The sequence below is a fragment of the Roseofilum halophilum BLCC-M91 genome (genome assembly GCF_030068445.1).
In the GTDB taxonomy this organism is placed as follows: Bacteria; Cyanobacteriota; Cyanobacteriia; order Cyanobacteriales; family Desertifilaceae; genus Roseofilum; species Roseofilum halophilum.
This window is the reverse complement of the sequence record NZ_JAQPOK010000148.1, coordinates 24843-48923: the sequence shown is the minus strand read 5'-3', so window position 1 is coordinate 48923 and position 24081 is coordinate 24843. Positions and strand designations below refer to the sequence as shown.

Genomic DNA, 24081 nt, shown 5'->3' with positions numbered 1-24081 from the left:
GGGGGATAAGGCCAATTACCCATTACTAAAAGACGTGAGTTACTATCAAACCCTAGAAATTGAGCCAACGGCGACGGCGCAGGAAGTTCGTCAAGCCTATCGCCGTTTGGTGAAACGCCATCATCCGGATCTCAATCAAGCAGTGGGTAATGCTGACCGGATGGTGGAAATTAATCTGGCCTATGAAACCCTCAGCGATCCCCATCGTCGCCGAGTATACGATCGCCAAAACTTTCCCTACATGCCAAGGGGCGATCGGCCAACATCCCCCAAACCCCCCACCCGTTCCTCTCAACAACCCTTAGATCCCGATCGACATTGGCAACAATGGCTGGCGAGAGTCTATCATCCCGTCAATCTTTCCTTACTTGAAATTCTGAACTCCATTGAAGCAGAAATTGATGAGCTGGCCGCCGATCCGTTTGACGATCGATTGCTCGAAAATTTTCAACTCTATTTAGACAATTGTCGCTCCTTATTAGATGAAGCCCAAGTGCGGTTTCGCTCCCTTCCCAATCCCGGACCCGTTGCCAGTATTGCCGCCCATCTCTACTATTGTCTTAATCAAGTCAGTGATGGCCTAGATGAATTCTCCTGGTTTCCCTACAACTATGACGAACATTATTTACATACCGGACTAGAACTCTTCCGCATTGCCCGTGGGTTGCGCCAAGAAGCACAAGAGGCCCTGCAAGAGGTTTATGCTGACGCTTAATCCATCATTTTTCATCAGTAATATCAAGTCCGAAATTAAAAACCTAGGGAGCAAGCCTCTAGTTATGCTTTTTTTGCATATCATTTATGTATTTGCTTGAATATCTAAGTTTTTTCGTAGTTGATATTACAGAAGATCCTTGAACTATCTGGATATATAGAAGTTATATCTCGGACAAGAAAAAAATCAGATTTTCTATGACCGAGACTGTATAAGGAGAACACCAAAAATGTCACTAAAAGTCGAACTCCTGGAAGAAAGCTTTGAAAAAGTCAAGCCAGAAGCCAATGAATTTGCAGAAAGCTTTTATAACAATTTGTTTACGGATAATCCGGAAGCAAAGCCCCTGTTTGAACATACGGATATGAAGAAACAAAAGCAAATGCTTTTGCAATCCTTGGTCTTTACCGTCGAAAATTTACGGAAGCCAGAAGCCTTAAGTGATGCACTCAAAGGCTTAGGGGCACGTCATGTTAAGTATGGGGCCCTTCCTGCCCATTATCCCCTAGTTGGTGGAGCGCTGTTAAAAACCTTTGAACAATACTTGGGGGATCGCTGGACTCCTGAAGTTAAACAAGCTTGGATTGAGGCCTATCAAGCGATTACGAATCTGATGCTAGAAGGAGCTGAATACGACAAAGCAGAAACCCAACTTTCTTAAGTCATGACCAGCAATTTGCAGCGATTTCCTTTCCTAAAAAATCTTTTTCAAGTCAAGAGTGCGATCGTAGCAGTGGTGGTTTTGCTGCTGGTTTGGGGAATTGCTGCGTTTGCCTTAGATCAACGTCAAATCTTTCTTCCAGGAGTCACATCAGACGGCCACACCTTGATTGAAGCCTCCTGTAGCTCCTGTCATGAAGGATTTAAGCCGGTCAGTAATGAAACCTGTATGCGTTGTCATGAAGCGGAGCTAGTTAGTGATGCTCACGGCCCGAAAAAGTTTCGCGATCCCCGTTGGGCAGAATATTTAGAGAACTTAGATGTTCTAACCTGTACGGCATGTCATGCAGAGCATGTGCATATGTTTGGTCGGGGGGTTCACCTGAAACCCGATTTATGTATGGCTTGTCATGAAGGAGTGATTGCCGGGGATATTCCTAGTCATCAAGGGTTTGAGCCGGATGGGTGTTGGACAGCAGGATGTCATAATTTCCACGATCATCGGTCAATTTCGACGGGTTTTTTGCGGGAAAACTTGAATCAGCCCATCTTGTTACCGAAGCCAGAACTGCCTAATTTAGAGGTCACGCTGACTCAGAATGAACCTCCTCAACCCGATTTGGGTGAAGAGTTTCTGGAGGGTGGAGCATGATTAAGAAGGTTATGGTCGCGCTCTTGTGGCTGGTTCTGATGCTCTGGAGTCATGGGGCGATCGCCTCCCCGGTCTCCTCAGAACGAGTAACAGAAATTACTCAGCAATGGGAAAATAGCGTTCACGCTCTCGCAGATGTGAACTGTTCCACCTGTCACCAAGTGGGAGAAAACAAAGCCCTTGTGGTTCGTCCGAACCAAGAAAGTTGTCAAAGTTGCCATCAGCAACAGGTTGATACGTTTCTGCTCGGTAAACATGGCATTCGTACTGCTGAAGGACTTTCTCCCTTAACTCCAAAGATGGCACATTTACCAATGAAAGCTTCGGCTAGGGAACAGGTGATGGGGTGCAATACCTGCCATGATGTCCATCAACCCGACACCTTTAAGGCTTCGGTGGACTCTTGTTTGCAATGCCATAATGATGCCCATTCTCTCAATTATGGGGATTCAAAACATGGTTCTTTATTTGCTGCATCCGTAAGACTGCCTCGCCCCAGTCCCGATCTGGTGACTTGTGCAACCTGCCATTTACCCCGCACACGCAACGAAAATACCAATTCTGTGTTTGTTAATCACAATAACACTTACAACCTGCTCCCGCGCGATCGCATGGTGAAAGATGTTTGCATGAATTGCCACGGTTTGGAATATTCCTACAACAGCATCTTTGATGATGGGTTAATTGAGGGTAACTTTCATCATTCCCCTCAACAAGATTTAGAAACTCTGAAGTTAGTGAGAACGCTAGAAGCAAAGCGAACCGCTTCAGACTCTGAATAAAAGACTTGTTCACCCAATGGAAAACTGACTATGCCTATCCTTAAAACCTGGATACGTTCACTGAAACTGAAAACCATTAGTCTATTTGTTTTAGCGACAGCCATTTGTCTGACTGCTGTTTCTTGTGCTGGTGGAAACACCAGTAGCTCGACTCAAACCAGTGGCATCGATCCTGCTCTGGTGGTTGATTATATCCATGCCGTCGCTGAATCCGATCGTACTGCCTATACCAAGCATGTGGTTAACCGGCTGAAAACATTAGAAGGACAAGAGAAACCTAATGGAGTCGTTCCCGCAGAAGCAACGGAAGCTTGGCAAGATGCCAATGGTATTCCGCTCCCCGCGCAAATGTTCCGTTTAGGTGCAGAACTGGCTTCTGAACAAGGTACATTCACGTATGGCTTAATTTCACCTTGGAATATTAATGATGCACAAGCCCCCAGGGGAGAGTTTGAAGAAGTGGGGATGCAAACTGTTATTGATACGGGGGAACCCTATAAAGATTATCGGGAAATTGCTGGTCAAGAATATTACTCTGCTATTTATCCCGATAAGGCGATCGCCGAAGCTTGTGTTACCTGTCACAATAGCCATCCCATCCATAAAGAACGCTATCCCGATAAAATCTTTGAATTGGGAGATGTTATGGGGGGTGTCGTAATTAACTTACCCCTAGAAGGAACTTAATCTATTTCTTCTTTTAGGTTTGATTCGGGGAGGAATCCACATTCGGTATTCTCTCCCTTAATTTTTAATTAATATTACAAGTTCTTGCCTTTTGCCTATTGCCTACCGTATACCATGAAACCCAAGTTTTCTACCCTCATTCTCTTAACCGTAGTTTGTGCTGTTTTGCTCACCCCTTTTGTTTTCAGCCCTAACTATATCCCTGCCCTACGCTTAAATGATTTCGATCTCTATTTAACCTTTCAAAGCGATCTTTATAAGCAAATTACTGGATATTTATCCCTGATATTTGTAATTCTAGAAATGATCTTGACCTTTCGCAAACGGGGAAGAAGTTGGAAAATCAAAATCAAAGTTCCGGGAAGTATTCAGCTTTGGAGAAGCCTACATATTTTTCTAGGAATCGCCTTAGTTGGCAGTACACTCATCCATACTATAGGCGTGCGAGGTCTTAATTTTAATGCCATTTTTCTATGGATTTTTTTCCTGGTTACCTTATCCGCTTTAGTCGGAGTCGTTGCTGAGACTGGAATTGTAGAATCTTCCCAGCGCTATTTCCGATTCAGTTTATTCCCTGCTACTGCTAATTCAGCCATTTCTAAAGGGGTTTTAATTCGTAACCTCAGAGGAATTTGGCTGACGACTCATCTTATTTTAGTCAGCATGTTTTTAGTGATGTTGATCTTCCATATTATCATTGCCTACTATTATCAGTAATGCTGACAATCGCCATCCAAAAACATTTTGAATCGGTTGATATTACTGGAGTGGTAGCGTCTCGCTCCCTAGATTTTTGATTATGGTGTTTCTGCTTTACAGACATGAGAAAGCGGATTTGATATCAAATCTTTCCTTAACGGGGAACATTTAATGCACCATTATTTTTTAACCAATTTTTTTGAGCGTCAGTCAATCCTTGGGCATCCGTAAACATGGCTCCCATGACTTCACAGTTAATAAACTCCACATTTTTCCAAATTGTTTGTTCTAAATTGGCATCCTGGAAGCTGATTTCTACTAACTTTACTCGATCGAATAAAGCGAAATTTAAATCAGCAGATAAAAATGAACAATGTTCTAATACACTATCAGTAAAAGATGCATTTATACAGTTTGCACCTAGGATTTCTGTATCTTGTATTTGACTAGAGCGAATATCGCTTTCAGATAAATTAGCAGAGACTAAATTACAGTTTTTCCAGTGACTGTTTAAGCAAATATACCGATGTAAGTTTGATTTTTCTAAGTCAGTTTTGATCAATATACTGCTGCTTAAATCTGCCTGTTCTAAAATAGCGGATCGCAAACTGGTTTCTGTAAAATCACATTTGATTAATTGAGCAGAAGTGAGATTAACCTGATTTAAATTGGCGCGACTGAAATTAGCTTTTTGTGCTTTGATTTCTCTCATATCTGATTTAGAAAAATTAGCATCAATACCATTCAGGAGATCTAAGGATGCTCCGTAGAGTTTCGTGTAACTTGCTTGCAGCGATCGACAATTGGCTCTCTGTAAACAAGCTCTATTGAGTTCAGCATGGGATAAGTTAGCGCAAACTAAATTAGTTTCCGTTAAATTGGCTAACATCAAGTTGGCTTGGAAAAAATTTGTCCCTTGACAAAAGGCCCTAGATAGGTTTGCGCCACGCAGATAAGCTTGAGTAAAATTACCATCATCGAGAATACAATCTTCTAAATTAATCCGGCTTAATTCAGCTCCTACAAAAGATTCTCCTTCCTGGAGTTTGTTTAAAACTTCTTCGGCTGTGAATAAGGTCATAAATCAAGGTGATATGTGAAAAAACTTTAAGTTCTAGTTTATCGCTTAATTGCCCTTTTGCGCTACTTTTGTCATCCTGAATACAACAGAATATTCTCAATCAACTAAGGTAGAGAATAGAAAAATAATTTGATTATCCTTATAAACGGTGAAGATGAATACTCCTTTGATCCGGTTTTTCGGCTCAATCCAGTTTGCAATTCCTCTTCTAGCGAGTATTGCTGGGATTTTAATCGGAGCGACAATTTATGAAGCTCAAGTTGGCTCAACTGTAGTTCAACATTTGATTTATAAGAGTCCCTGGTTTGGGATGCTGATGTTCCTGCTGGCGGTTAATTTATCGATTTCGGCATTCACCCGCTATCCTTGGCGAGGCTCTCGTAAAGTAGGGTTTGCCTTAACTCATATTGGATTGGTTTTAATTATTATGGGATCGGCGGGAGTGATTCATTTGAGCTTGGAGGGAATGTTACCGTTACGGGAGGATCGAGGGGCGAATAATCAGATTCGCATTGAGGGCGATTTATTGGAAGTGATGACTCCTGAAGGTGAAACGGCAGAAAGGGATATTTTTATCCGTCCAAATGGTTCGATTTCGCCTTCTTCGGTGTTGGGGCTTTCTCTGTTAGGTTATGCGGAAAATACGGTAAAAGTGGTAAATTTTAAAGAGGGAGGGAATAGGAGTAATGTGGCTCTGAAGTTGCACTTAACGAGTGAGCGGATGGGACAGGATTTAGAACAATGGTTAGCGTTTGCACCGTTATCTTATCGTAGGGTAAGTTTGGGGCTGGCTGAATTGGTGTTGAGTGCGGTAGAGAGTGAGGAGGTAGCGCAGGGGAAACTTGAAGAACTGGCGGATAGTTCAGAGGGGAATTATTTTCAGGCGATCGCCACTTCATCGGGTAAACTCTATTATGCAACCCATTCCTCTCAAGGCTTCCAATCCGGTATCCTAGAGGTAAATCAACCGGTTAAACTGGGTTGGGCAGACTTTGAACTTACCCTAGAAGAGCAACTCAGCCCTGCTCAGATAGACCGTAAAATTGTACCAGTTGGCGATCGCACCGTGCAAGGGAGTCCCGCTATCCTCGTCGAAACAGAAACGGGAACTCAACAATGGCTCCCTTGGGGAGAACCTACCCCTATCCCCGCACCAGAGGGGGAAATTCTGGCAGCTTTTACCCCTAAACTCTTTTCCCTTCCCTTTCAAGTTGCTTTGCAAGACTTTATCGTAGAGCGCAATGAAGGTTCCGATAGTGTCGCCATGTGGACGAGCAAAATCCAAATTCAAGACTATCATCAGCATATTAGCAGCGATCGCACGGTTTGGATGAACCACCCCACCTGGTATCAGGGCTGGAAAATCGCCCAAGCTTCCTGGAATCCCGGAGATTTACGCCAATCTACCCTACAAGTGAAACGCGAACCCCTGTGGATAACCCTACTCACCTGGACAGGTTCCGTCCTCGTCGTTGTCGGTATTGGTACAATGTTTTACGGTAGGACGATTCAGAAAGCCATCAGTCATTACCCGTCACCAGCAGTTAATTTAGTAGAAAATTAGGGCGTTTTTCTTGGCTCTACTCCTGTCGTCCTTGTACTGTTACCCGATTGACTCTCACCTTAGCTTGTATGATAAACACCGATCTACTGTACCAAAGACTGGGCATCACTCCAGATCAACTCCTAGAGTTTTGCCACAACAACCAGATGATTGAATTAGCTTTATTTGGATCGATTTTGCGGGATGATTTTCAACCCAATAGTGATGTTGATATGCTAGTTACCTTTGCACCAGAGGCTAAAGTTAGCCTTTTACAGTTTATTGGGATGGAACAAGCCCTAGAATACCTACTTCACCGCAAAGTCGATCTGGTACAAAAGTCTGCTGTTGAAAAAGATTATAACCCCATTCGTCGTCGTGCTATTTTAGAGAATTATCAGGTGTTATATGGAGCGCGATCGCTCATATCTTCATGATATTTATCGCTTTGCAAATCAGATTATCTAATTTGTTGCACCCCTGGATGAATCTAGTTTTGCAGAAGATGATAAGACTCAGTTGGCTATACTCTATGCTCTTTCAATTATCGGAGAAGCAACGAAAAAGCTCTCACCAGAATTCCGGACTCAAAATTCCACTATCCCATGGAAGCAAATCGCAGGAATGAGGGATAAGTTAGTCCATGATTATCGACAAGTAGATATTGATATTATTTGGGAAGTTACCCAAACGGATATTCCCGATCTGATCGAAAAAATCAAACCTCTGTTGGCAGAGAAGAGTTAATCCTTTCGGCTATAAACCTAAAATTTTACTATCGAATCCATGTTTTTTAATCCCTTACCCATGAGCAATCCGATCAAATTTCTCATCGCCTTAACATTAGGACTGATCCTATGCTTCTTCCCCGCATGGAAAGGCACAATTTCTAATCCGGAAACCCCTTATGATGCCCTCAAAACCCTAGCTGTACAACTTGATGGACGCAAAAAGCCCCTAGATACGGTTGCCAGAGAAACGGTGACTCAAATTCATGGCCGTTTGGACTATCAACCCTTAAGCGGAAAAAAGCTAGATTATCTTAATACCTATCTTTCCCTATTATTTAATAACCAAGACTGGAATGACGAACCCTTTATTCTCTTGAGTTACCGTCCCTTAAAAACTGCACTGGGACTAAACCCAGAACAGAAATATTTTTCCTTTGTAGAACTGGTGTCTTCTCCCTTGGGTTCCTTGGTTTTGCAAGCCCATGAAGATCGAGCCAAAGATCTCGATTTAACACGAGACCAACGGGAAGCGCTAACCCTAGAAAACCGTTTAGCCTTAATGTTAGAGACGGTGAGCAGTACCGAGTTACCGATTATTCCCCATCCGAGCGATCCGAAGGGGAAATGGTTGGGAATAGCTCAGGCTTCTGAATATTATGCACCGGGACAAGTTGAAACCCTGCAAACCACCTATGACGAACTTAAAAAAGCGGTGCAACTTGGGGTGAATTCAGACTTAAAGTCTCAAGTTTTAGTGCTAAAAAAACAACTGGTCGCTTTAAGTCCTCAAGTCTATCCTTCTGGAGAAAAATTAACGCGAGAAGTCCGTTTTTATGGACTTCATCTGTTTACTAAAGCCTGGATTTTGTATGCTTTAGGATTTCTGGTGATGTTAGTTACCCTGGGATGGGAAAAGTTACAAGCCTATTGGGTAGCATTAGGGTTATTTTGTAGTGGATTAGCGGTGCATGGATATGGGTTTTGGGAGCGGATGCAAATTGCAGGACGACCCCCAGTGACGAATATGTATGAATCGGTGATTTGGGTGAGTTTGGGTATAGCGGCGATCGCCGTTACCTTTGAATTCCTACATCGTGCTAAATATTACCTGTTGGCTGCTGCCCCCTTATCTGTCTTGTGTTTGCTCTTGGGCGATCGCCTCCCGGCCGTCCTCGATCCCAGCATTAAACCCCTCGTTCCCGTTCTCCGCGATAACTTTTGGCTCAGTGTCCATGTGCCCACCATCACCCTCGGTTACGCCAGTTTTGCCCTTGCCTTTGGCTTCGGTCATCTCCTCCTAGGAGCCTACCTTTTCAAGCCCACAGCAAAAGATTGGATTAACCGCCTCTCGCGCTGGAACTATTCCATCCTCCAAGTCGGCGTACTTTTCCTTACCACCGGGATAATCCTCGGTGGCATTTGGGCCCACTTTTCCTGGGGACGATTTTGGGGATGGGACCCCAAAGAAACCTGGGCATTAATCGCCCTAATGTGCTACATTGTGCCCCTACACGGTCGATTAGCCGGTTGGCTCGGCAACTTTGGCATGGCGATCGCCAGTGTTATCAGCTTCAATGCTATCCTCATGGCCTGGTATGGCGTAAACTTCGTCCTCGGAACCGGATTACACAGCTACGGCTTCAGTACCGGAGGTTCAGAACAGACGATCGGTAGCTTAATCGCCCTAGATCTCCTATTCGTATTGGTCGTATTTCTGCGTCAACAAACCCTCAAAAACCAATCCCAATCTCCAGCCCTATCCTAAAACTCAACCCCACCTACTATGGAACGTCGTTACTTTATCCGTTGGATGACCCTAAGCGCACTCGCGAGCCTCCTCCCCCCCACCCTCTCCGCTTGCGACTCTGGAGAAACGCCGCCAACTCCCTCCAGCAATAACAGCCCTGATATTGATACCTCCATGGGCGAAGACGGATTTCAAGCCCTCGGTACAATCCCCCAACTCGAAGCCCAAGGAACCATCCTAGACCGACGCAACGCTCCCAAATCCGTCCTTATTTTCCGCCATCCCGACACCCAAGCCATAGTCGCCCTCAATCCCATGTGTACCCATCAAGGTTGCACCGTCGAACTGTCCGCCGATGAAAACCGATTTCAATGTCCCTGTCACGGTTCCCAATTTGGCTTAGATGGCGCAGTTCTATCCCCTCCTGCGGAAAAACCCTTACCTTACTTTGAAGTCAAACAAGAAGGAGACTTAATTTTAGTCAAAGCCCAGTAAGTTATAAGGCTTCAAGCTGTACTCCATAGAAGAGAGAGCGTATAATTATTTTAACGTTCTCATTTGAATTGAACTCAATTGACTCAGAGCCAGCGCATTTTAATCTGTACCCTAGTCGCCCTAGCTTCCAGTGGCTTCGGTTTTGCTGTCGGTGGCAATTTTCAACTTCAATCTAAAATGCAAGCGTGCCAAGACTATTCTTGGGGGTTTAACAATGTCTGCCAACTCTGGGTCGGCCCCAGTGCTTGGTTACAAGGAAGTACAACAGGAGCATGGGTAGGCATAGTTTTAGGAGGATTTTTAGCCGGGTTATCCACCTCTAAAATTTCTCAAGAAAATCATCAAGAAAATCGCCAATTAACACCAGAAGAACAAGCCGAACTCGAACGAGTATTAGGGTTTCTAGAAACAAAAGCTATGGGAGTCGAGCAATTAACCAGTAGAGAGCGATTAATTCTGGCATTAGGAATGCAATTGAGCCAAAATCAATTCAGAGAACAAGACACCACAGAACCTCTGAAAGTAGAAACCGTTGAGAAACTCATATCAAGTTTAGGGCAAAATTCTCAGACCTCTGGAAAACTGCCCAGTTCAGAAGAGGATAACGACGGGATTGGCCCATGATCGCGGATCTCATTTTATCCATGTTAATTACCGTTGCGATCGCCATTCTGGGGATTTGGTTTGCAGGACTCCCCGGTTATTTTATCATATGGCTCTCACAACCCTTTCTCCGGTTTTGTTTTGGTCAAAAGGCCCTCTCTCATTTGAATCCAGAAGAAAGTTTTGCCGCCATCTTTCTAGTCTCTCTCTTCTGGGGATTTAATGTTCTGCCTGGTTATTTGGTGGCGTTTATTTGGTTGAAAGAATATACCCTGATTAGTCAAATCCCAATTTTTGTCGGGGTGGTGTATGTCGGCAGTATAATCGTGGCCCTAGTAAGCTATGGTTGGGTGATGGGAAGCAATGAAAAGCCGTAAACGAAGCGCCATATGCGAAAATAGGGAAGCTGTTTAGATTCCCCGATCCATTATCGATTCTCCTGTCTCTACCATCCAATCTTTCTCAACTGGAAATTAGGAATGAATTTACAAGTGTGTCCATTAATCTAGAATACCAACCGATAGCTTATCTATTCATGTCCGCTTGCGTAAACCCGCCCTCCAACTCTAGAAAATTAAGGGAAAGGAATAAACAGAACTTGATTTTCATAGTCTTCGGGTTGACTACAAAGAATAAACAGTTCTAAATCATTGATGATTCTGCCTATGGGTGCTGTGGCTATCACCTCAACGACTCCAATCATGGGTAGTCCTTGATTGACTCGTTCATAAGCGTACATGGTGATAGTCGCGACATCATGAGTGAGCAAAATTCGTCCCTCATTGGCTGCCCATTCTAGAATATCTGGATCGTCAGCGTTCATCAGTCCGACATCTTGGACTCGAACAATATCTAATTCAGGTAAACGTCTGATCAAACCTCGTAATATGGCTCCGTTAAAATTTTCATCGGTAAGTAGGCGCACATTAGTTTCCTTTTGTCTGAGAACGGGCAAGTAGTCGCTCCCTCAAATTAGCTAAATTGTGGGTTTGAGTGAGTTGTTGTCTGATCTGTTCGGCTTGTTGCTGGCGTTGCTCTAAATAAAGATCGCATTCTTGTCGGTGGTTGAGATAGTAGGCAATGGTGCTGTAGATGTCTTCTAGACGGAGAACGGGGAACTGAATGGCGATTTCTTCGGGGGTTGAACCCTGATGATAGGCGGCGAGGAGAGTATCGAGGGTAACGCGGGTTTGCCCAATACGGATACCTCCGGCTTCATCCCAATGAAAGGGTGGAGCAGAGAGTTTGAATTCAAGTTGGGTAGTCATGGAAGGTTTGTTTCGTTTATACTAGGGCCTATCATCAATAAGCCATATGACAGCAGCAGCAAGGTGGATAGCACCTGATTGTTCTTGCCAGAATCCCTTACATCTTATCCATCTACTTCTGTCAAGTGTCAAGCAATTTGATTGATAACACGCCCTAGTCAATAAAATATTCCATTTGAGGACAAAAACTTATGACTCAAACAAACGATACTCAAGTCCCAGACAGCGACAATGTACAATCATTCACTCTAAAATTATCCCACGACTTAAATCTAAACCTCGAATTTCTAGATCGACCACAATCGCCAACTGAAGAATTTTCAACAGTTCAAGAAGGGAGTTTAATGCCTCTTTTTGTTGATGATATTGGATCGAGTAGGCGTATTAATATTGCTTGTGATACTAGTTGTAAATAGCAGCTTTTGATTTGTTTAAAAGTCAGAAGTCAGAAATGTATAGCGCTTCGCGCTAGGCAATAGGCACTCTAGCAATAAGCAATAGCTTGTATTGCTTAGTTTCTAATGCTTTAAACTGTACTCCATAGAAGAGAGATGTTATGGATTTGAAAGTTTCACGATACCTAGTTGTGACAGAGCCTTTTACAGAGCGCCAACAGTTATCTCTCAAGCAAATTATCTTGAGTACCCGAACAAACAAAACTTGGATCTGTGACGCAGAAACTTGGAAGGCTATTGCTGAGGGTAAATTCTCTCAATTGTCTAGTCAGATGATTAATGATCTCATAAAAGCCGAAATTTTGGTCTCTAGCGAACAAGACGAACTAGCCGAAATTTTAGCTCAAAACAGAGCCGCTATTACTAACTACAATACCCTGTATCTTGTAGTACAACCAAGTGCTGCCTGCCAACTTGGTTGCGGTTATTGCGGTCAACAACATACACCGCAAGGGCTAAGTCTTGCTAACTCAGAACGATTTCTGGAGTTGGCGCGACAGAAGCTTTCCAATGGGTGTTACAGCTCTCTTGAAGTTTCCTGGTTTGGAGGCGAACCTCTATTAGGCCTCCCTCTTATCCACAGCCTTAGTCCTAAATTTAAGAAACTAGCCCAAGAATTTGGATGTAACTATTATGCAAAATTGGTGACTAATGGTTTGCGTTTGACAGTGGATGTGGCGGAGGAACTATCACGAGAATATAACGTTAAGTATGTTGAAGTAACTCTGGATGGAACGGACATTTACCATGATGCTCGACGGTATTCCAAAAAAGGTTCGCCCACATTCTGGACAATATTTAATAATATTTCATCTGTGGTACGCCATGACAATCTCAATCTCAAGATAGGAATAAGATGCAATGTAGATCGCCGGAATCGAGATGGAGTTGTACCACTTCTACATCTCTTGGTCAAAGAAGGTATTCATCAGCGAATAGAAACATTTTATGTGGCACCGGTACATCCATGGGGGAATGATGTCGATGACATAGCACCCGATCCAGAAGAGTTTGCTGCGTGGCAGATTGCATGGTTTGCAGAGATGGTCAAACTGGGTTTCAATGTGGGTTTAATTCCTCAGCGAAATGAATTAGTCTGTATGGCAGTACAGCCGGATTCAGTACTTGTAGATGCTTATGGAAACCTTTTCAACTGTACCGAAGTGAGTTACGTTCCAACCTATGAAGTTGAAACTGCTTCCCATGAAAAACGCAATATCTATGCAATCGGAGATTTACATCGAGGAGAAGATCCAAAACAACGAGAGTTACTCTCTAGTTTTTATGACAGGGTTGAAAAAGGTGAGTATCCTTGTCATTCTTGTAACATGTTGCCCACTTGTGGAGGCTCTTGTCCTAAACAGTGGTTAGAAAGAATCAAACCATGTCCCCCCGCTAAGTACAACATTAAAGAGCGCTTGATTCTCAAATATCTACTTTCCACGTTGACTCTTTGTGAAGTTTCCTTGGAGAAGAATAAAGCACCGGAAAGCAACTATCCACCAACTACTAAGATCTAATCAATTATAGGTTGGCTTTGATTTTGTAGAAACCAACTTAATCAGTAATTACTTTCATAAAGTAAGTTGAGAAATGAAAATCTTGGATGATTTTAGCCGATCAACTTGAGGGGTAATCTTTTGGTAAAAGTTAATCAACAAACTGATTTTTGTATAGAAGAGATCTCTGAATTATTACTAAGATATCGAATGGGAAAAGATAGAAAAATCATTCCATCTTCTGTGGCTTCAGGTACACTATTTGATGAATATCTACAGAAAAAGTTACAGTCTAGATTATCTATTCCAGAGCAGGATTTTATCAAGTTAATTAGCAATCAATCTTTTCGTGGTCTGGTGTTTGCTCGACGGGGATTTTTAGATGAATCTGTCGCGTATATGAATATGACGGCTAGGCAGCTTCAGGAAGCTTCAGTGAATGATGAGACATTACTGCTGTGTCGGTCTTTTTTCGAGACGGCTGCTGCCTACGTTGATTGTAAGTGTGAGCGTTGGGATAGATCGGCAAAAAGGTTACTATTAGCGCTAAAAATCGACAACATACTAGAGCAAGAGTGTGAATACTCTGTACTTCATCTTCATCGGATTCAACTTGTTCATAATTTTATCCGTCTTTATAGTCGCTATCGTCAAGAAGACGCGATTAATCTGGCAAATGCTGTGGTTGAGTACCTGACAGGAAACAGGCAAACACTGCCAATTATCGGGCAGTGGAATTCTAGTAAACTTGTTAGTCAATATCCAGAGTTTATTCATGCATGGCTTTGTGAGATTATTGGCGAAGTAGGCTTACTGCTGGCAGGACAGAAACTAAAAAATGCCAAGACCCTTTTTAATCAATTTCAATCATGGAGACTTTTAGTATGTGAATATGAGAGTGAACGACTATATCAATGGTGTCAAATCAAACATTATTTCTTGGATTCTAATATAGATAATTTTATTGATTTATCTAGCCAATTTCTTGTAGAAGGTCGTGACGCAACTTCGTTAACTATACTCTGGTACATAACAGTTCTTGATATCATGCGATTTTTGGAAGCAACACATATTGAAACTTTCTGTCTCTTTAGAGACGAAGTTTTAAAGGATATAGAAGAATGGGAGCATTGTCCAAGGCAAATCAAGAGAATTTTTAAAGAATACTGTAAAACTGTATAGCGTCAAAATTTCGTGATCGCCTCCCCCCCCGATTCCAGCCCGTAGCGCCATATGCGAAAATAGGGAAGCTGTTTAGATTCCCCGATCCATTATCGATTCTCCTGTCTCTACCATCCAATCTTTACCGCCAGATGTGGTGCATCGGATCGCTGCGGGTGAGGTGATTGACTCGATCGCCGCCGTGGTTCGAGAATTGGTGGAAAATGCCCTCGATGCGGGTGCGACGCGGCTGGAAATTGAAATTTGGCCGCAAAACTGGCGCGTGAGAGTGGCGGATAATGGTGAGGGTATGAATCGAGAAGATTTGATTCAGGCGGCGCGATCGCATACGACCAGTAAAATTCATACGATTACCGATCTCGATCGCATTACCAGTTTAGGTTTTCGTGGTGAAGCCCTCCATAGTTTAGCCCAACTTTCTCAACTGGAAATCTGGAGTCGAGGCAGTGAGGGGGAAGGATGGCGAGTTCAGTATAATGCCTTGGGAGAACCGGATATGATTGATGCGGTGGCGATCGCTCCGGGTACAATTGTAGAAGTTTCCCATCTGTTTGAAACTTGGTCATTGCGTCGCCAAGGGTTTCCCTCTCCTCCCCAACAACTGCGAGCCATTCAAACCCTGATTCAAAATATTGCCCTCTGTCATCCCAACATTGCCTGGAAAGTCAGCCAAGATTCTCGCCCCTGGTTTACCATTAGTCCGGGGAAAAATGCCCAATCGATTCTGCCCCAACTATTGCGGGATGTACAGGTGAGCGATCTGTGTTTTCGGGACGTTGCCCTAGAGCAAGAGGCACTTAATCCAGAATTAGATAACTTAGAATTAGTCTTAGGCTTACCCGATCGCTGCCATCGCGGTAAACCCGATTGGGTTAAAATTGCCGTTAATGGGCGTTTAGTGCAATGTCCCGAACTGGAAAATACGGCGATCGCCGCCATGAGTCGCACCGTCCCCAACAAACGTTACCCCGTCTGCTTTCTCCATTTGCACCTATCCTGCGATCGCATCGACTGGAACCGTCATCCCGCCAAATCTCAAATCTATTTACATCCCCTCAAACCGCTCCAAGAAGCCGTACAACAAGCCATCTCTGATGCCCTAAAACTCAGTGATATCACCCTACCCCAAGCCGTCCACCAAGAGCGAGTCGGCCAACTGCTCAAAGCCTCCGAAAAGTCCGGTTCCTATCAAGTCGCCCCCAAAACCAACGCCCCCACCCCCTTAGAACTCAAAGCAGTGGCTCAAATTCGCCAAACTTACATCGTCGCCGAGCATCCAGGGGGACTCTGGTTAGTCGAGCAACACATCGCTCATGAGCGAATTTTATACGAACAATTGTGCGATCGCTGGCAACTCATTCCCCTCGACCCCCCCATCATCCTCAACCACCTCACCCCCAAACAAGTCGAACAACTCATCCGTATCGGTTTAGACATAGACCCCTTTGGCGAAGGACTCCACGCCATCCGCAACGCTCCCCAACTGCTCCAACAACGAGACGACTGCGCCGAAGCTCTGCGAGAACTCGCCGCCGGAGGAGACCTAGAAACCGCTCAAGTTGCCACCGCTTGCCGCAGCGCCATCCGCAACGGTACACCCCTGAGCATACCCGAAATGCAAGATATCCTCGACCAGTGGCAAAGAACCCGCAACCCCCACACCTGCCCCCATGGTCGCCCCATATACCTCTCTCTAGAAGAAACCTCCCTAGCCCGATTTTTCCGCCGCCATTGGGTAATTGGCAAAAGTCACGGCATTCAAGAGCGTTAGAAATTGATTCTCAACAGTCATGGGTTAAAGAACACGGCAAATCGATCTTAAAACAAGTGCCCGTTCCTGGATGGGATGTACACTCCAATTTTCCGTGATGCTCTTCAACAATAATTTGATAAGCAGTCGTCAAACCTAATCCTGTTCCTTTACCAATAGATTTAGTGCTGAAAAAAGGATCGAAAATTTTAGCCTTGATCCGATCGGGAATACCTAAAGCATTATCTTGGATCAAAATAGATACTGTACGATTTGAATCCCAGGTAGTTTCTATTTCAATTTTCCCGATAAAATCCGACACAGATTTTGATTTTTCTTCCACCGCATCAATCGCATTTTCGACAATATTCAAAATCGCTTGATTAATTTGGGCTGGGTAGCACTCAATATTAGGGATTTCATTCAATGTTTGCACAACTTCAATTTCTCCCCTAGCGAGTAATGGAAATAAAGAGCTAGAGAGTAAATTTAGGGTGTTTTTTATAGATGAATTTAAATCAATTAATTTCCTACCTTGTTCATCCAGACGAGAAAAATTACGCAAAGATAACACAATCTTTTTAATTCGATCGGCTCCCTTTTTCATCGAGTCTAGTAACTGCACAAAGTCCTCTTCAATAAACTCTAAATCTAGAGATTCGATTTGATCGACAATGACCGGAACCGGTTTTGGGTAATATAATTGGTAGAGCTGAATTAAATTGAGCAAATGCTGGGCGTATTCGCGGCTACACTCAATATTACTATAAATAAACGTAATCGGGTTATTAATCTCGTGGGCAATACCCCCAACCATTTTCCCTAAAGCTGCCATTTTTTCGGATTGAACCAGTTGGGATTGGGTCTTTTGTAATTGCTGTAAGGTTTGAGTTAAGGATTCTGCTTTTTCTCGTTCTTTTGTCTCGGACTCCCGCAAGGCAGATTCTATTTCTATGCGAGCTTGGATTTGATCTTCTAAATTCTGATTAATAGTGTTCAGTTCTTGGGTACGTTCTTTGACTCGTTGCTCTAAAGTCTGATTGGCAATTATCAGCTCTTGTTCTGTTTCTTGACGACGCTTTATTTCTTCTTGCAATTGATAATTGATTGAGGCTAGTTCTTCCGGAGTTTTGAGAGATAAAAATTGTGGAATTAGGGTAACCATAGCTGCCGCAGTATAGCAGGAAATCAAGGCTGTGAAAGCTCGCTCAATTCCAGAGATCCAGTAGTTGGGATACCACAATGTCCACACATCAAAGAGGTGACCGATTCCACAGAGAATAATAAATGCTCCAAACAAAATAAAGATATTCAGAAAAGGAACATCTTGACGTTTCCATACGGAGTAAACGAGAATCCCAGGAATAGAAAAGTAGGCTAAAGCAATAAGAGTATCACTGGTAACATGAAGGCTGACTAGGGGGGTTTGCCATAGGTAACAGTGACCATGGGCCATATAAGCTAGACTGGGAGAAAAAAGAGAGGCAGTCATGTTCCGTATGTTTATACCGTTTACCATCTAAATCGTTTATTATACACCATGAAATATGAGGTACGGTATGTGAAAAAACAGACGCAGTTTTTAATGTTTTATTGATTGGATGGCTTGAATTTCGTTTAAATCTACTTGCATCATGCCCTGTTGTAAAGAAATGCCTAATAATCAATAGCAATAATGCCTTTGGGACAGATCGCGATCGGGCTAGAGACAAGGCATGTTTTGATCTGTACGGGCGGGTTATACCCAAATCTTGTAGACTAACAACTATTTTTGTAAATCAACAACCCCACCCTAGGATGGGGTCGTTGATTTAAACGCCTGCGTGACCTAAAGCCATGGCAGTCACGAGCATTCCCAGAACCAGGAAGGGTTGGGCGCTGGCTTGGTATTTGACATCATTTTCTAGGGGATTTCGCAGGAAATACATATCTTGAAACGTGATTTGGGGAATCACAAACAGCAGCAGGATAGTAGCATAGAAATTTTCGTGAATGCTAATGAGATAAGCAGCAACTCCGGCTTGGAAGACATCAATCATTAACACGCAAATCCAGGCTGCTGTGCCGATGCCGAACATGACGGGGAGGGATTTTAAGCCCAGTTTGGTATCCCCTTCTACGCTCTTAAAGTCGTTAACGATCGCAATCCCCAATCCCGAAAGGCTGTAAAATAGGGTCAAAATGGCGATCGTCCAGTTCATTTGCCCAAACAGAGCATGACCAGCCCACCAGGGAAAAGCGATATAACTTGCACCGAGGGCATAATTACCGAGCCAACCATTTTGCTTAAGTTTCAGGGGGGGAGCAGAATAGATATAAGAAATATAGCTCCCAAACACAGCAATCATAGTGATTACCTTCACCTCATGGCCCGCCCAAATATCTAAGCCATAGGCTAAGAACACCCCAGACAATAATAAAATCCAAATCTGAGCCTCTACCTGGTCTGTAGAAATGGCTCCAGAAGGAATCGGTCGATAGGGTTCATTAATAGCATCAATTTCCGCATCGTAATAATCATTCATGGTTTGGGTATACCCCACCATCAATGGCCCCGACAGCAGCATACAAGCCGCCGCCATCAACACATTCTCCACACTCCAGGTAAACCCTCCAGAAGAAACCGCCCCACACAACACCCCCCAAATCAGAGGAATCCAGGTAATAGGTTTCATCAACTGAAGGCGAATCTTCCAAATATTCGTTTCTTTCGTCTCTGCACCCTTCATTCCCAACATTTGTCGGGTTTGGGCGCTGCTCCCCCGTCGCCGTCGTCGGGATGAAGTAGAATTGGCTGCGGTATCGTCGTTACTCATAGATCTGAATATCCTACTGTCCTAAATTTTCCATAGTAATCACTAAAACGAAATCCTTAAATACCGATCCTGGAACTTAGCTCCTTTAACCGGTTGACCGCTTAAGGGAGGAGGCAATAAGATATTGCGTCGTTGGTCGCCTGCTTCTATGGTAATTTCTGGCCCATATTGGGTGAGTTTAACCTGTTTCTTATCAAATCCGGGTAAAAACAAGCTCACGGTCTTTTGAGCCACATCAACCGTAATCGGTTTCGGGGCCCGGCTGGCCTGGGTAAAATCCGGTAGGGCATTTTGCAACACTTGCCAAGTTTTACTCCGGTCAAAGGGGACAATATTGACCGTCAAAGGCTCAAATTGAGCGGTGGCAGTGCTGACATCGATCGCCTCATGATCGAAGGCATCATACAATTCTTCAAAGCTATTGGCCGCCTGTGCTGCCTCCGTGTCCTGAAGGACAGACTTATTCAAAATCACGCCCCCCACGGTTAATCCCACTTGCTGGGCACTCCCCCACAAATACATGGCTTTAGCCAGGGCAGTTTTATCCCCTGTGGTCACCAAATAGGCCGCCACCCGATCGGGATTGTTCACTGCGGCCTTGCCTTCATCCAGGGTTGAATTGGCTTCTTGAGTGGGAGCGGCAAAATTATCCTGAGACAGGTCTACATTCAAAATGGCGCTACTAATGGGCCCTAAAAACGGTGATAGGGCTTGGCCTACATCAGATTTGACGATCACATCCCGGAACCGACGGATATACCAGCTCATAATTTCCGGGGTTCCTAACATTCGCAGGGTTTGGCGATCGCCGTCTCCATCATAAACAATCACATCATACTTACCGCTTTGGTCATACTCCCGCAGAGCATACAGAGCCAACGCCCCATCCATCCCCGGCAATACGCCCAACTCTTGACCAAACACTTCCTTAAAAAACGGCTTCTGTAAATACCGCGCTTCCAGTTGCTTCACATCTTCCCAACTGCGCTCTAATAAAGCAGCACTCCGGAGGTTCACCGCCTCCAAATTCGTTTCAATGGCCCCAGGAGTCCCCTCCACTTGGCCCAACATTAATCCAATCACCGCAGGCGGTTCAGACAGGGCCAACAGCACCCGTTTGCCCGCACTGGCCATTTGTTTAGCTGTAGCAATGGCCAGGGTTGTTTTACCTGTGCCACCCTTACCCAAAAATGTCAAAATCAGAGCCATGTCTGTTATTAACCCTTCACAATCACGCTGTTGTCCCAGTTTAGCCTTTTCACCGGTTCCCAGTGACCAACGGCCAAGCCAATGGTCACTGTGGATTCTCGATGGAGTCGTCTTAAACTGCCACTAGCTCTTCTTCAAAGAACCAGGTGGAAAATTGACCAAAGTCAACCACAAAACCGACACCCGACCCATCGACCATTTTATAGCCGGTGATTGTCCCTACAGGGTTCTGCTTGATTTTGTCTACCAGATTAGCAGGGATGCGATCGATTAAACCCTTTACTTTTACCTTCTGACCAATATCCATTTATTCCATCTGTTTATGATGTTCTCCAATTCCACAGTGTATAGCAATGGGGGATCGTTAGCCGAATCTTTCCCGTTGAACGCTCCCATCGGTTACACGAGAGAGTAGACAGTTGAGAATCGACCGTGGAAAATAGACACTTGAGAGTTAGGTGGCGTGGGGACAACCCTCAACTCCCAATTTCTTCATCGAGTCTTAACGGAAGACCTAATTTATGTTGCTTGAAAATTGGCCAGAAATCCTATTCATCTTTACCATGCGATTAGGGGATGTTACCCTAGGAACTCTCAGAATTAGTATGCTGGTTCGAGGATATCGTTTGCTTGCGGCTGCCTTGAGTTTTCTCGAATCTATCCTCTGGTTGATTGCCACGGCCAAAGTGCTGACGAGTCTCCAGAATCCGAGTCAGTTTGTAGCCTTTGCGGGTGGCTATGCTATGGGCACATTTGTGGGTTCCACCATTGAGCAATGGTTAGCTCTGGGTGAAAATCTTTTACGGGTGATTGCTCCCACGGATTCGCCTCCTGTGGCGGATGCATTACACCAGTTAGGGCTACAAGCGACGGTTCTCAATGCCCAGGGAGATAAGGGAGAAGTGCGGATTGTATTTTGTATTATCCCAGCCCGTCAGCGAGAGTTGGTCTTAAGAACTGTGGGGTCGGTAAATCCAGATGCCCTGACCACTATTGAGCAAATTACCACAGCCGATTTACAGCGTTATAGCATACCGAAAAATTTTTCCGGCTGGTTTGCCCGCTTGAAACGTCGTTAAGGTTGGACAACATTGACAATCAACTCTCAAGGCTTTTGGCTCTCATGCGCCACTGTTTGCGCCAATGGTTAATTAACATCGTTAACCCTGTAATCAACATCCACAGCAAACCCAAGCCATTGAGTAAAACATAAAAAGATTCAAATGTTTTCCCTAAATACTCTCCCTCATGAATCACCATGAGGATATGGACTTGATCGCGGGTTAATCCAAACCAATCTTTGGCTAACCGATAGGAAACCCCTGTAAAGACTGTGGTAAATAAGGGCAGGAGAACAATGGGAGCCAGGGTTTTATGTAGAGTACGAATGGTGAGTTTAGCCATAATCAGTATCTATAGACTCAAAGATTATTTTAAGGGTTTGAGATCGGACAGTTTCGAGCCGTCCCTCCCTTTAATGAAAAAAAGCCCGACTATATCGGGCTTTCGTGCGTAAGGAGTGAACGATAAACTAGAGGTCGCCACCTCGCAAAAATAGAACAAAGATAACGGCTGGGCCAGCTACCACTACTAATGTTAGCATTAGTAGTTGGGCTATGAGTATCCAATCGATGCCTGTGAACAAATTTGTGATAAAATCCATGTCTCCTCCACACTCAACCCTAGGAGTTGATGCAATTTAATAAATAGAATGCAACTTCTGATTTTACATGGGGATCGACCCCAGGCTTTAAGGAAGTTAACAAAACTCAATAAAGTGTAGCCCAATTCCCCAATCCAGCTTACGGAGTAGCTTTATGGCAACTTGGCGTTGTATTAAACACTGTGGTGCGTGCTGCCATCTCGATCCAGATGAACGACCGGATCTCGACCAATACCTATCCCCTAGTGAGTTAGAACTCTACTACAGTTTGGTGGGGGCTGATGGCTGGTGCATCCACTTTGACCATTTAAGCAAAGAATGTACCATTTATCTAGACCGTCCCCAATTCTGTCGAGTGCAAGCGGATGTCTATGAACGGATGTTTGGTATTGAACCGGATGAGTTGAATGATTTTGCGATAGAGTGCTGTGAGGAGCAAATTGAGGGGGTTTATGGCGATCGCTCTTTGGAGTTGCTCCGATTTCGGCGCGAAGTCGGTTTAGAGACACGGGAGAGTTGAGGTTGAAGGACTATCCCTGAGCAACTCTTTTGGAGTTTTCTATCTTCTCACTTAAACTACAGCCACAATATTTACAAAATTTCGCGTCGGGATCGTGGAACAATAAACCGCAGTCTCGACATTCCATCCGCACTTTTTGAGAGTTTTGAACAAAGTGTTTGACTAAATCGCCGACTTGCCAAGGAATTAAGGCAATTCCTGTTAAAATCATGGCTAAGGTGATCCAACGTCCGGCTTCGGAAAGGGGAATAATATCCCCAAATCCGACGGTTGTCATGGTGACAATGCAGAAGTAAAGAGCGTCAAAGAAGTGGCGAAAGGCTTGGGGATTGATGGCGTGTTCAATCTGATAAATCAAGCCTGAATAGACAAAGATAATGGAAAAGAGGGTAAAACAGATACGGGTAACAATGAGGTCATTTTCTGAGTTGATAATGCCCAAGAATGTTTTGTCCCGCAGATAGCGCAGGAGATGAAAGATCCGAAACCAAATCAGGTTTTCTGAGAATCCTATTTTAATACTAAATAACCCGAAAATGAAGGGGATGAAGATGAATAGATCGATGAGGGAATAGACACTTAAGAAATACTCTAGTTTCTGTTCGGCACACCAGAGGCGCAGTAGATATTCTAAAATAAAGATGATTAGAATCCAGGTATTGGCTAGATCTAAATTTTGATAGATATTGGGGGGAAGATCGTAGGTTTGAATGACGAAAATGGCAGCAGAGATCAGGACGAGGGTGATAATGCTGAGATTGAAGATTTTCCCTAGTAGAGTTTCAATGCCTAACCATTGATTGAGGGTTTGACGTGGGGAAATGAGGTGAGAAGTCAAAATATTAATAATTAATAATTAATAATTAATCCATTATCAAGTAGGGTAGGTCATTGCCCACCCTACTCCTGAAAGATTAGCCGACGGAGGTTAGGGTGCGATCGCTCCCTTCCCGATCCGTATGGGCTTCAACGGTTACATCAGTAACGACGGTTTCTACTTCATAGTTGAGTTCTGGGGTTTCAGAAACTTCAGCATTGACTTGGGCAGCAGCTTGGTTTTTGAGCATCATTCCAGCAGCACCGAGTCCGCCAATACCGGCTAAACCTGCTACGACAGCCAGAGGGTTGGCTCCATTATGGGTATGGGGATGAGCCACTTGACTGATAGGGGTATCGGGAGGCTGATTTTCAGTAGTTCCTTCACCAAAAGACTTGTTCAGAAAGCAGCCTTGAGCGGAAGCACCGAATAAGGCGGTGCTGGCGATCGCCAAACCCATGACACCACCGACGAAGTAGGAAAATTTCATGATATTAAAACAGTTAA

The 24081-nt window shown here is 44.1% G+C and carries 31 protein-coding genes; 20 read left to right on the top strand and 11 right to left on the bottom strand.

Going from position 1 to position 24081, the window contains the following annotated elements; genetic code table 11:
- Nucleotides 1–34: 34 nt before the first annotated feature.
- From PJF56_RS19090 to PJF56_RS19065, 6 genes are all read left to right on the top strand, one after another.
- Entirely contained in the window at nucleotides 35–715 is a 681-nt protein-coding gene (locus PJF56_RS19090) for a J domain-containing protein (protein WP_283764297.1), read from the top strand.
- A gap of 229 nt (nucleotides 716–944) precedes the next feature.
- Nucleotides 945–1376 (top strand): globin family protein, encoded by a 432-nt coding sequence (locus PJF56_RS19085; protein ID WP_283764296.1) that lies wholly within the window; start codon nucleotides 945–947, stop codon nucleotides 1374–1376.
- Nucleotides 1377–1379: 3 nt separating this feature from the next.
- The gene (locus PJF56_RS19080; protein ID WP_283764295.1) at nucleotides 1380–2027 is read left to right on the top strand and encodes a cytochrome c3 family protein; all 648 of its coding nucleotides are present in this window, start codon (nucleotides 1380–1382) and stop codon (nucleotides 2025–2027) included.
- Nucleotides 2024–2809 carry a cytochrome c3 family protein gene (locus PJF56_RS19075; RefSeq protein WP_283764294.1) on the top strand — a complete coding sequence of 262 codons (786 nt, stop codon included), beginning with the start codon at nucleotides 2024–2026 and terminating at the stop codon, nucleotides 2807–2809. The genes PJF56_RS19080 and PJF56_RS19075 overlap by 4 nt, the downstream gene beginning before the upstream one ends.
- A 30-nt stretch (nucleotides 2810–2839) precedes the next feature.
- Entirely contained in the window at nucleotides 2840–3496 is a 657-nt protein-coding gene (locus PJF56_RS19070; RefSeq protein ID WP_283764293.1) for a c-type heme family protein, read from the top strand.
- A 114-nt stretch (nucleotides 3497–3610) separates the two neighbouring features.
- The gene (locus PJF56_RS19065) at nucleotides 3611–4213 is read left to right on the top strand and encodes a hypothetical protein (protein WP_283764292.1); all 603 of its coding nucleotides are present in this window, start codon (nucleotides 3611–3613) and stop codon (nucleotides 4211–4213) included.
- 136 nt (nucleotides 4214–4349) lie between these two features.
- On the opposite strand, the gene PJF56_RS19060 is transcribed toward PJF56_RS19065, so the two are convergent.
- Nucleotides 4350–5276: a pentapeptide repeat-containing protein gene (locus PJF56_RS19060; RefSeq protein WP_283764291.1), complete on the bottom strand. Its 927-nt coding sequence runs from the start codon at nucleotides 5274–5276 to the stop codon at nucleotides 4350–4352.
- A 154-nt stretch (nucleotides 5277–5430) separates the two neighbouring features.
- Here PJF56_RS19060 and PJF56_RS19055 point away from each other — a divergent pair, with 154 nt between their 5' ends.
- The 7 genes from PJF56_RS19055 to PJF56_RS19025 all read left to right on the top strand — a co-directional run bounded on the left by PJF56_RS19055 (nucleotide 5431) and on the right by PJF56_RS19025 (nucleotide 10772).
- Nucleotides 5431–6840 (top strand): cytochrome c biogenesis ResB family protein, encoded by a 1410-nt coding sequence (locus PJF56_RS19055; protein ID WP_283764290.1) that lies wholly within the window; start codon nucleotides 5431–5433, stop codon nucleotides 6838–6840.
- A 68-nt stretch (nucleotides 6841–6908) separates the two neighbouring features.
- On the top strand, nucleotides 6909–7256 hold the full coding sequence (locus tag PJF56_RS19050; protein ID WP_283764289.1) for a nucleotidyltransferase family protein: 348 nt from the start codon (nucleotides 6909–6911) through the stop codon (nucleotides 7254–7256).
- A gap of 43 nt (nucleotides 7257–7299) precedes the next feature.
- On the top strand, nucleotides 7300–7566 hold the full coding sequence (locus tag PJF56_RS19045) for a HepT-like ribonuclease domain-containing protein (RefSeq protein WP_283764319.1): 267 nt from the start codon (nucleotides 7300–7302) through the stop codon (nucleotides 7564–7566).
- A 60-nt stretch (nucleotides 7567–7626) separates the two neighbouring features.
- Nucleotides 7627–9315: a cytochrome c biogenesis protein gene (locus PJF56_RS19040; protein WP_283764288.1), complete on the top strand. Its 1689-nt coding sequence runs from the start codon at nucleotides 7627–7629 to the stop codon at nucleotides 9313–9315.
- An 18-nt stretch (nucleotides 9316–9333) separates the two neighbouring features.
- Nucleotides 9334–9792: a QcrA and Rieske domain-containing protein gene (locus tag PJF56_RS19035; protein ID WP_283764287.1), complete on the top strand. Its 459-nt coding sequence runs from the start codon at nucleotides 9334–9336 to the stop codon at nucleotides 9790–9792.
- A gap of 78 nt (nucleotides 9793–9870) precedes the next feature.
- Nucleotides 9871–10416, top strand: coding sequence for a hypothetical protein (locus PJF56_RS19030; RefSeq protein WP_283764286.1), 546 nt, complete (start codon nucleotides 9871–9873; stop codon nucleotides 10414–10416).
- On the top strand, nucleotides 10413–10772 hold the full coding sequence (locus PJF56_RS19025) for a hypothetical protein (RefSeq protein ID WP_283764285.1): 360 nt from the start codon (nucleotides 10413–10415) through the stop codon (nucleotides 10770–10772). The genes PJF56_RS19030 and PJF56_RS19025 overlap by 4 nt, the downstream gene beginning before the upstream one ends.
- Before the next feature lie 197 nt (nucleotides 10773–10969).
- Here PJF56_RS19025 and PJF56_RS19020 read toward each other — a convergent pair whose 3' ends face one another.
- Nucleotides 10970–11320: a DUF5615 family PIN-like protein gene (locus PJF56_RS19020; RefSeq protein WP_347179588.1), complete on the bottom strand. Its 351-nt coding sequence runs from the start codon at nucleotides 11318–11320 to the stop codon at nucleotides 10970–10972.
- 1 nt (nucleotide 11321) lies between these two features.
- Nucleotides 11322–11663 (bottom strand): DUF433 domain-containing protein, encoded by a 342-nt coding sequence (locus tag PJF56_RS19015; RefSeq protein WP_283764283.1) that lies wholly within the window; start codon nucleotides 11661–11663, stop codon nucleotides 11322–11324.
- A gap of 191 nt (nucleotides 11664–11854) precedes the next feature.
- Between PJF56_RS19015 and PJF56_RS19010 the strand changes: the two genes are divergently transcribed.
- The 4 genes from PJF56_RS19010 (at nucleotide 11855) to mutL (ending at nucleotide 16570) form a co-directional block, all read left to right on the top strand.
- Nucleotides 11855–12079 (top strand): hypothetical protein, encoded by a 225-nt coding sequence (locus PJF56_RS19010; RefSeq protein WP_283764282.1) that lies wholly within the window; start codon nucleotides 11855–11857, stop codon nucleotides 12077–12079.
- A 140-nt stretch (nucleotides 12080–12219) separates the two neighbouring features.
- Nucleotides 12220–13638: a radical SAM/SPASM domain-containing protein gene (locus PJF56_RS19005; protein ID WP_283764281.1), complete on the top strand. Its 1419-nt coding sequence runs from the start codon at nucleotides 12220–12222 to the stop codon at nucleotides 13636–13638.
- Nucleotides 13639–13758: 120 nt separating this feature from the next.
- Complete coding sequence (locus PJF56_RS19000) at nucleotides 13759–14799, top strand: hypothetical protein (protein ID WP_283764280.1); 1041 nt, start codon at nucleotides 13759–13761, stop codon at nucleotides 14797–14799.
- Between the two features lie 91 nt (nucleotides 14800–14890).
- Entirely contained in the window at nucleotides 14891–16570 is a 1680-nt protein-coding gene (gene mutL / locus PJF56_RS18995) for a DNA mismatch repair endonuclease MutL (protein ID WP_347179587.1), read from the top strand.
- Nucleotides 16571–16580: 10 nt separating this feature from the next.
- Here mutL and PJF56_RS18990 read toward each other — a convergent pair whose 3' ends face one another.
- From PJF56_RS18990 to PJF56_RS18980, 3 genes are all read right to left on the bottom strand, one after another.
- The gene (locus tag PJF56_RS18990) at nucleotides 16581–18041 is read right to left on the bottom strand and encodes a sensor histidine kinase (protein WP_283764279.1); all 1461 of its coding nucleotides are present in this window, start codon (nucleotides 18039–18041) and stop codon (nucleotides 16581–16583) included.
- 319 nt (nucleotides 18042–18360) lie between these two features.
- Nucleotides 18361–19365: a chlorophyll synthase ChlG gene (gene chlG, locus PJF56_RS18985; RefSeq protein ID WP_283764278.1), complete on the bottom strand. Its 1005-nt coding sequence runs from the start codon at nucleotides 19363–19365 to the stop codon at nucleotides 18361–18363.
- A 42-nt stretch (nucleotides 19366–19407) separates the two neighbouring features.
- On the bottom strand, nucleotides 19408–20574 hold the full coding sequence (locus tag PJF56_RS18980; RefSeq protein WP_283764277.1) for a Get3/ArsA fold putative tail anchor-mediating ATPase NosAFP: 1167 nt from the start codon (nucleotides 20572–20574) through the stop codon (nucleotides 19408–19410).
- On the opposite strand from PJF56_RS18980, the gene PJF56_RS18975 reads away from it, so the two are divergent.
- A complete protein-coding gene (locus PJF56_RS18975; protein ID WP_283764276.1) occupies nucleotides 20573–20701 on the top strand; it encodes a hypothetical protein in 129 nt (42 codons plus the stop codon). The genes PJF56_RS18980 and PJF56_RS18975 overlap by 2 nt on opposite strands.
- Here PJF56_RS18975 and petP read toward each other — a convergent pair.
- Nucleotides 20687–20881, bottom strand: coding sequence for a cytochrome b6f subunit PetP (gene petP, locus PJF56_RS18970; protein WP_283764275.1), 195 nt, complete (start codon nucleotides 20879–20881; stop codon nucleotides 20687–20689). The genes PJF56_RS18975 and petP overlap by 15 nt on opposite strands.
- 214 nt (nucleotides 20882–21095) lie before the next feature.
- Between petP and PJF56_RS18965 the strand changes: the two genes are divergently transcribed.
- Nucleotides 21096–21653, top strand: a complete 558-nt coding sequence (locus PJF56_RS18965; RefSeq protein ID WP_283764274.1) for a DUF2179 domain-containing protein — start codon at nucleotides 21096–21098, stop codon at nucleotides 21651–21653.
- Between the two features lie 19 nt (nucleotides 21654–21672).
- Here the strand turns inward: PJF56_RS18965 and PJF56_RS18960 are convergent, their stop codons facing one another.
- Nucleotides 21673–21978 (bottom strand): hypothetical protein, encoded by a 306-nt coding sequence (locus PJF56_RS18960; protein ID WP_283764273.1) that lies wholly within the window; start codon nucleotides 21976–21978, stop codon nucleotides 21673–21675.
- A gap of 127 nt (nucleotides 21979–22105) precedes the next feature.
- The gene (psb30, locus tag PJF56_RS18955; RefSeq protein WP_271936453.1) at nucleotides 22106–22237 is read right to left on the bottom strand and encodes a photosystem II reaction center protein Ycf12/Psb30; all 132 of its coding nucleotides are present in this window, start codon (nucleotides 22235–22237) and stop codon (nucleotides 22106–22108) included.
- A 154-nt stretch (nucleotides 22238–22391) separates the two neighbouring features.
- Between psb30 and PJF56_RS18950 the strand changes: the two genes are divergently transcribed.
- Nucleotides 22392–22757: a YkgJ family cysteine cluster protein gene (locus PJF56_RS18950; protein WP_283764272.1), complete on the top strand. Its 366-nt coding sequence runs from the start codon at nucleotides 22392–22394 to the stop codon at nucleotides 22755–22757.
- A 10-nt stretch (nucleotides 22758–22767) separates the two neighbouring features.
- Here PJF56_RS18950 and PJF56_RS18945 read toward each other — a convergent pair whose 3' ends face one another.
- Together PJF56_RS18945 and PJF56_RS18940 are read right to left on the bottom strand one after the other, a co-directional pair.
- The gene (locus tag PJF56_RS18945; RefSeq protein ID WP_283764271.1) at nucleotides 22768–23595 is read right to left on the bottom strand and encodes an ion transporter; all 828 of its coding nucleotides are present in this window, start codon (nucleotides 23593–23595) and stop codon (nucleotides 22768–22770) included.
- A gap of 76 nt (nucleotides 23596–23671) precedes the next feature.
- Nucleotides 23672–24064, bottom strand: a complete 393-nt coding sequence (locus tag PJF56_RS18940) for a hypothetical protein (protein WP_283764270.1) — start codon at nucleotides 24062–24064, stop codon at nucleotides 23672–23674.
- Nucleotides 24065–24081: the final 17 nt, after the last annotated feature.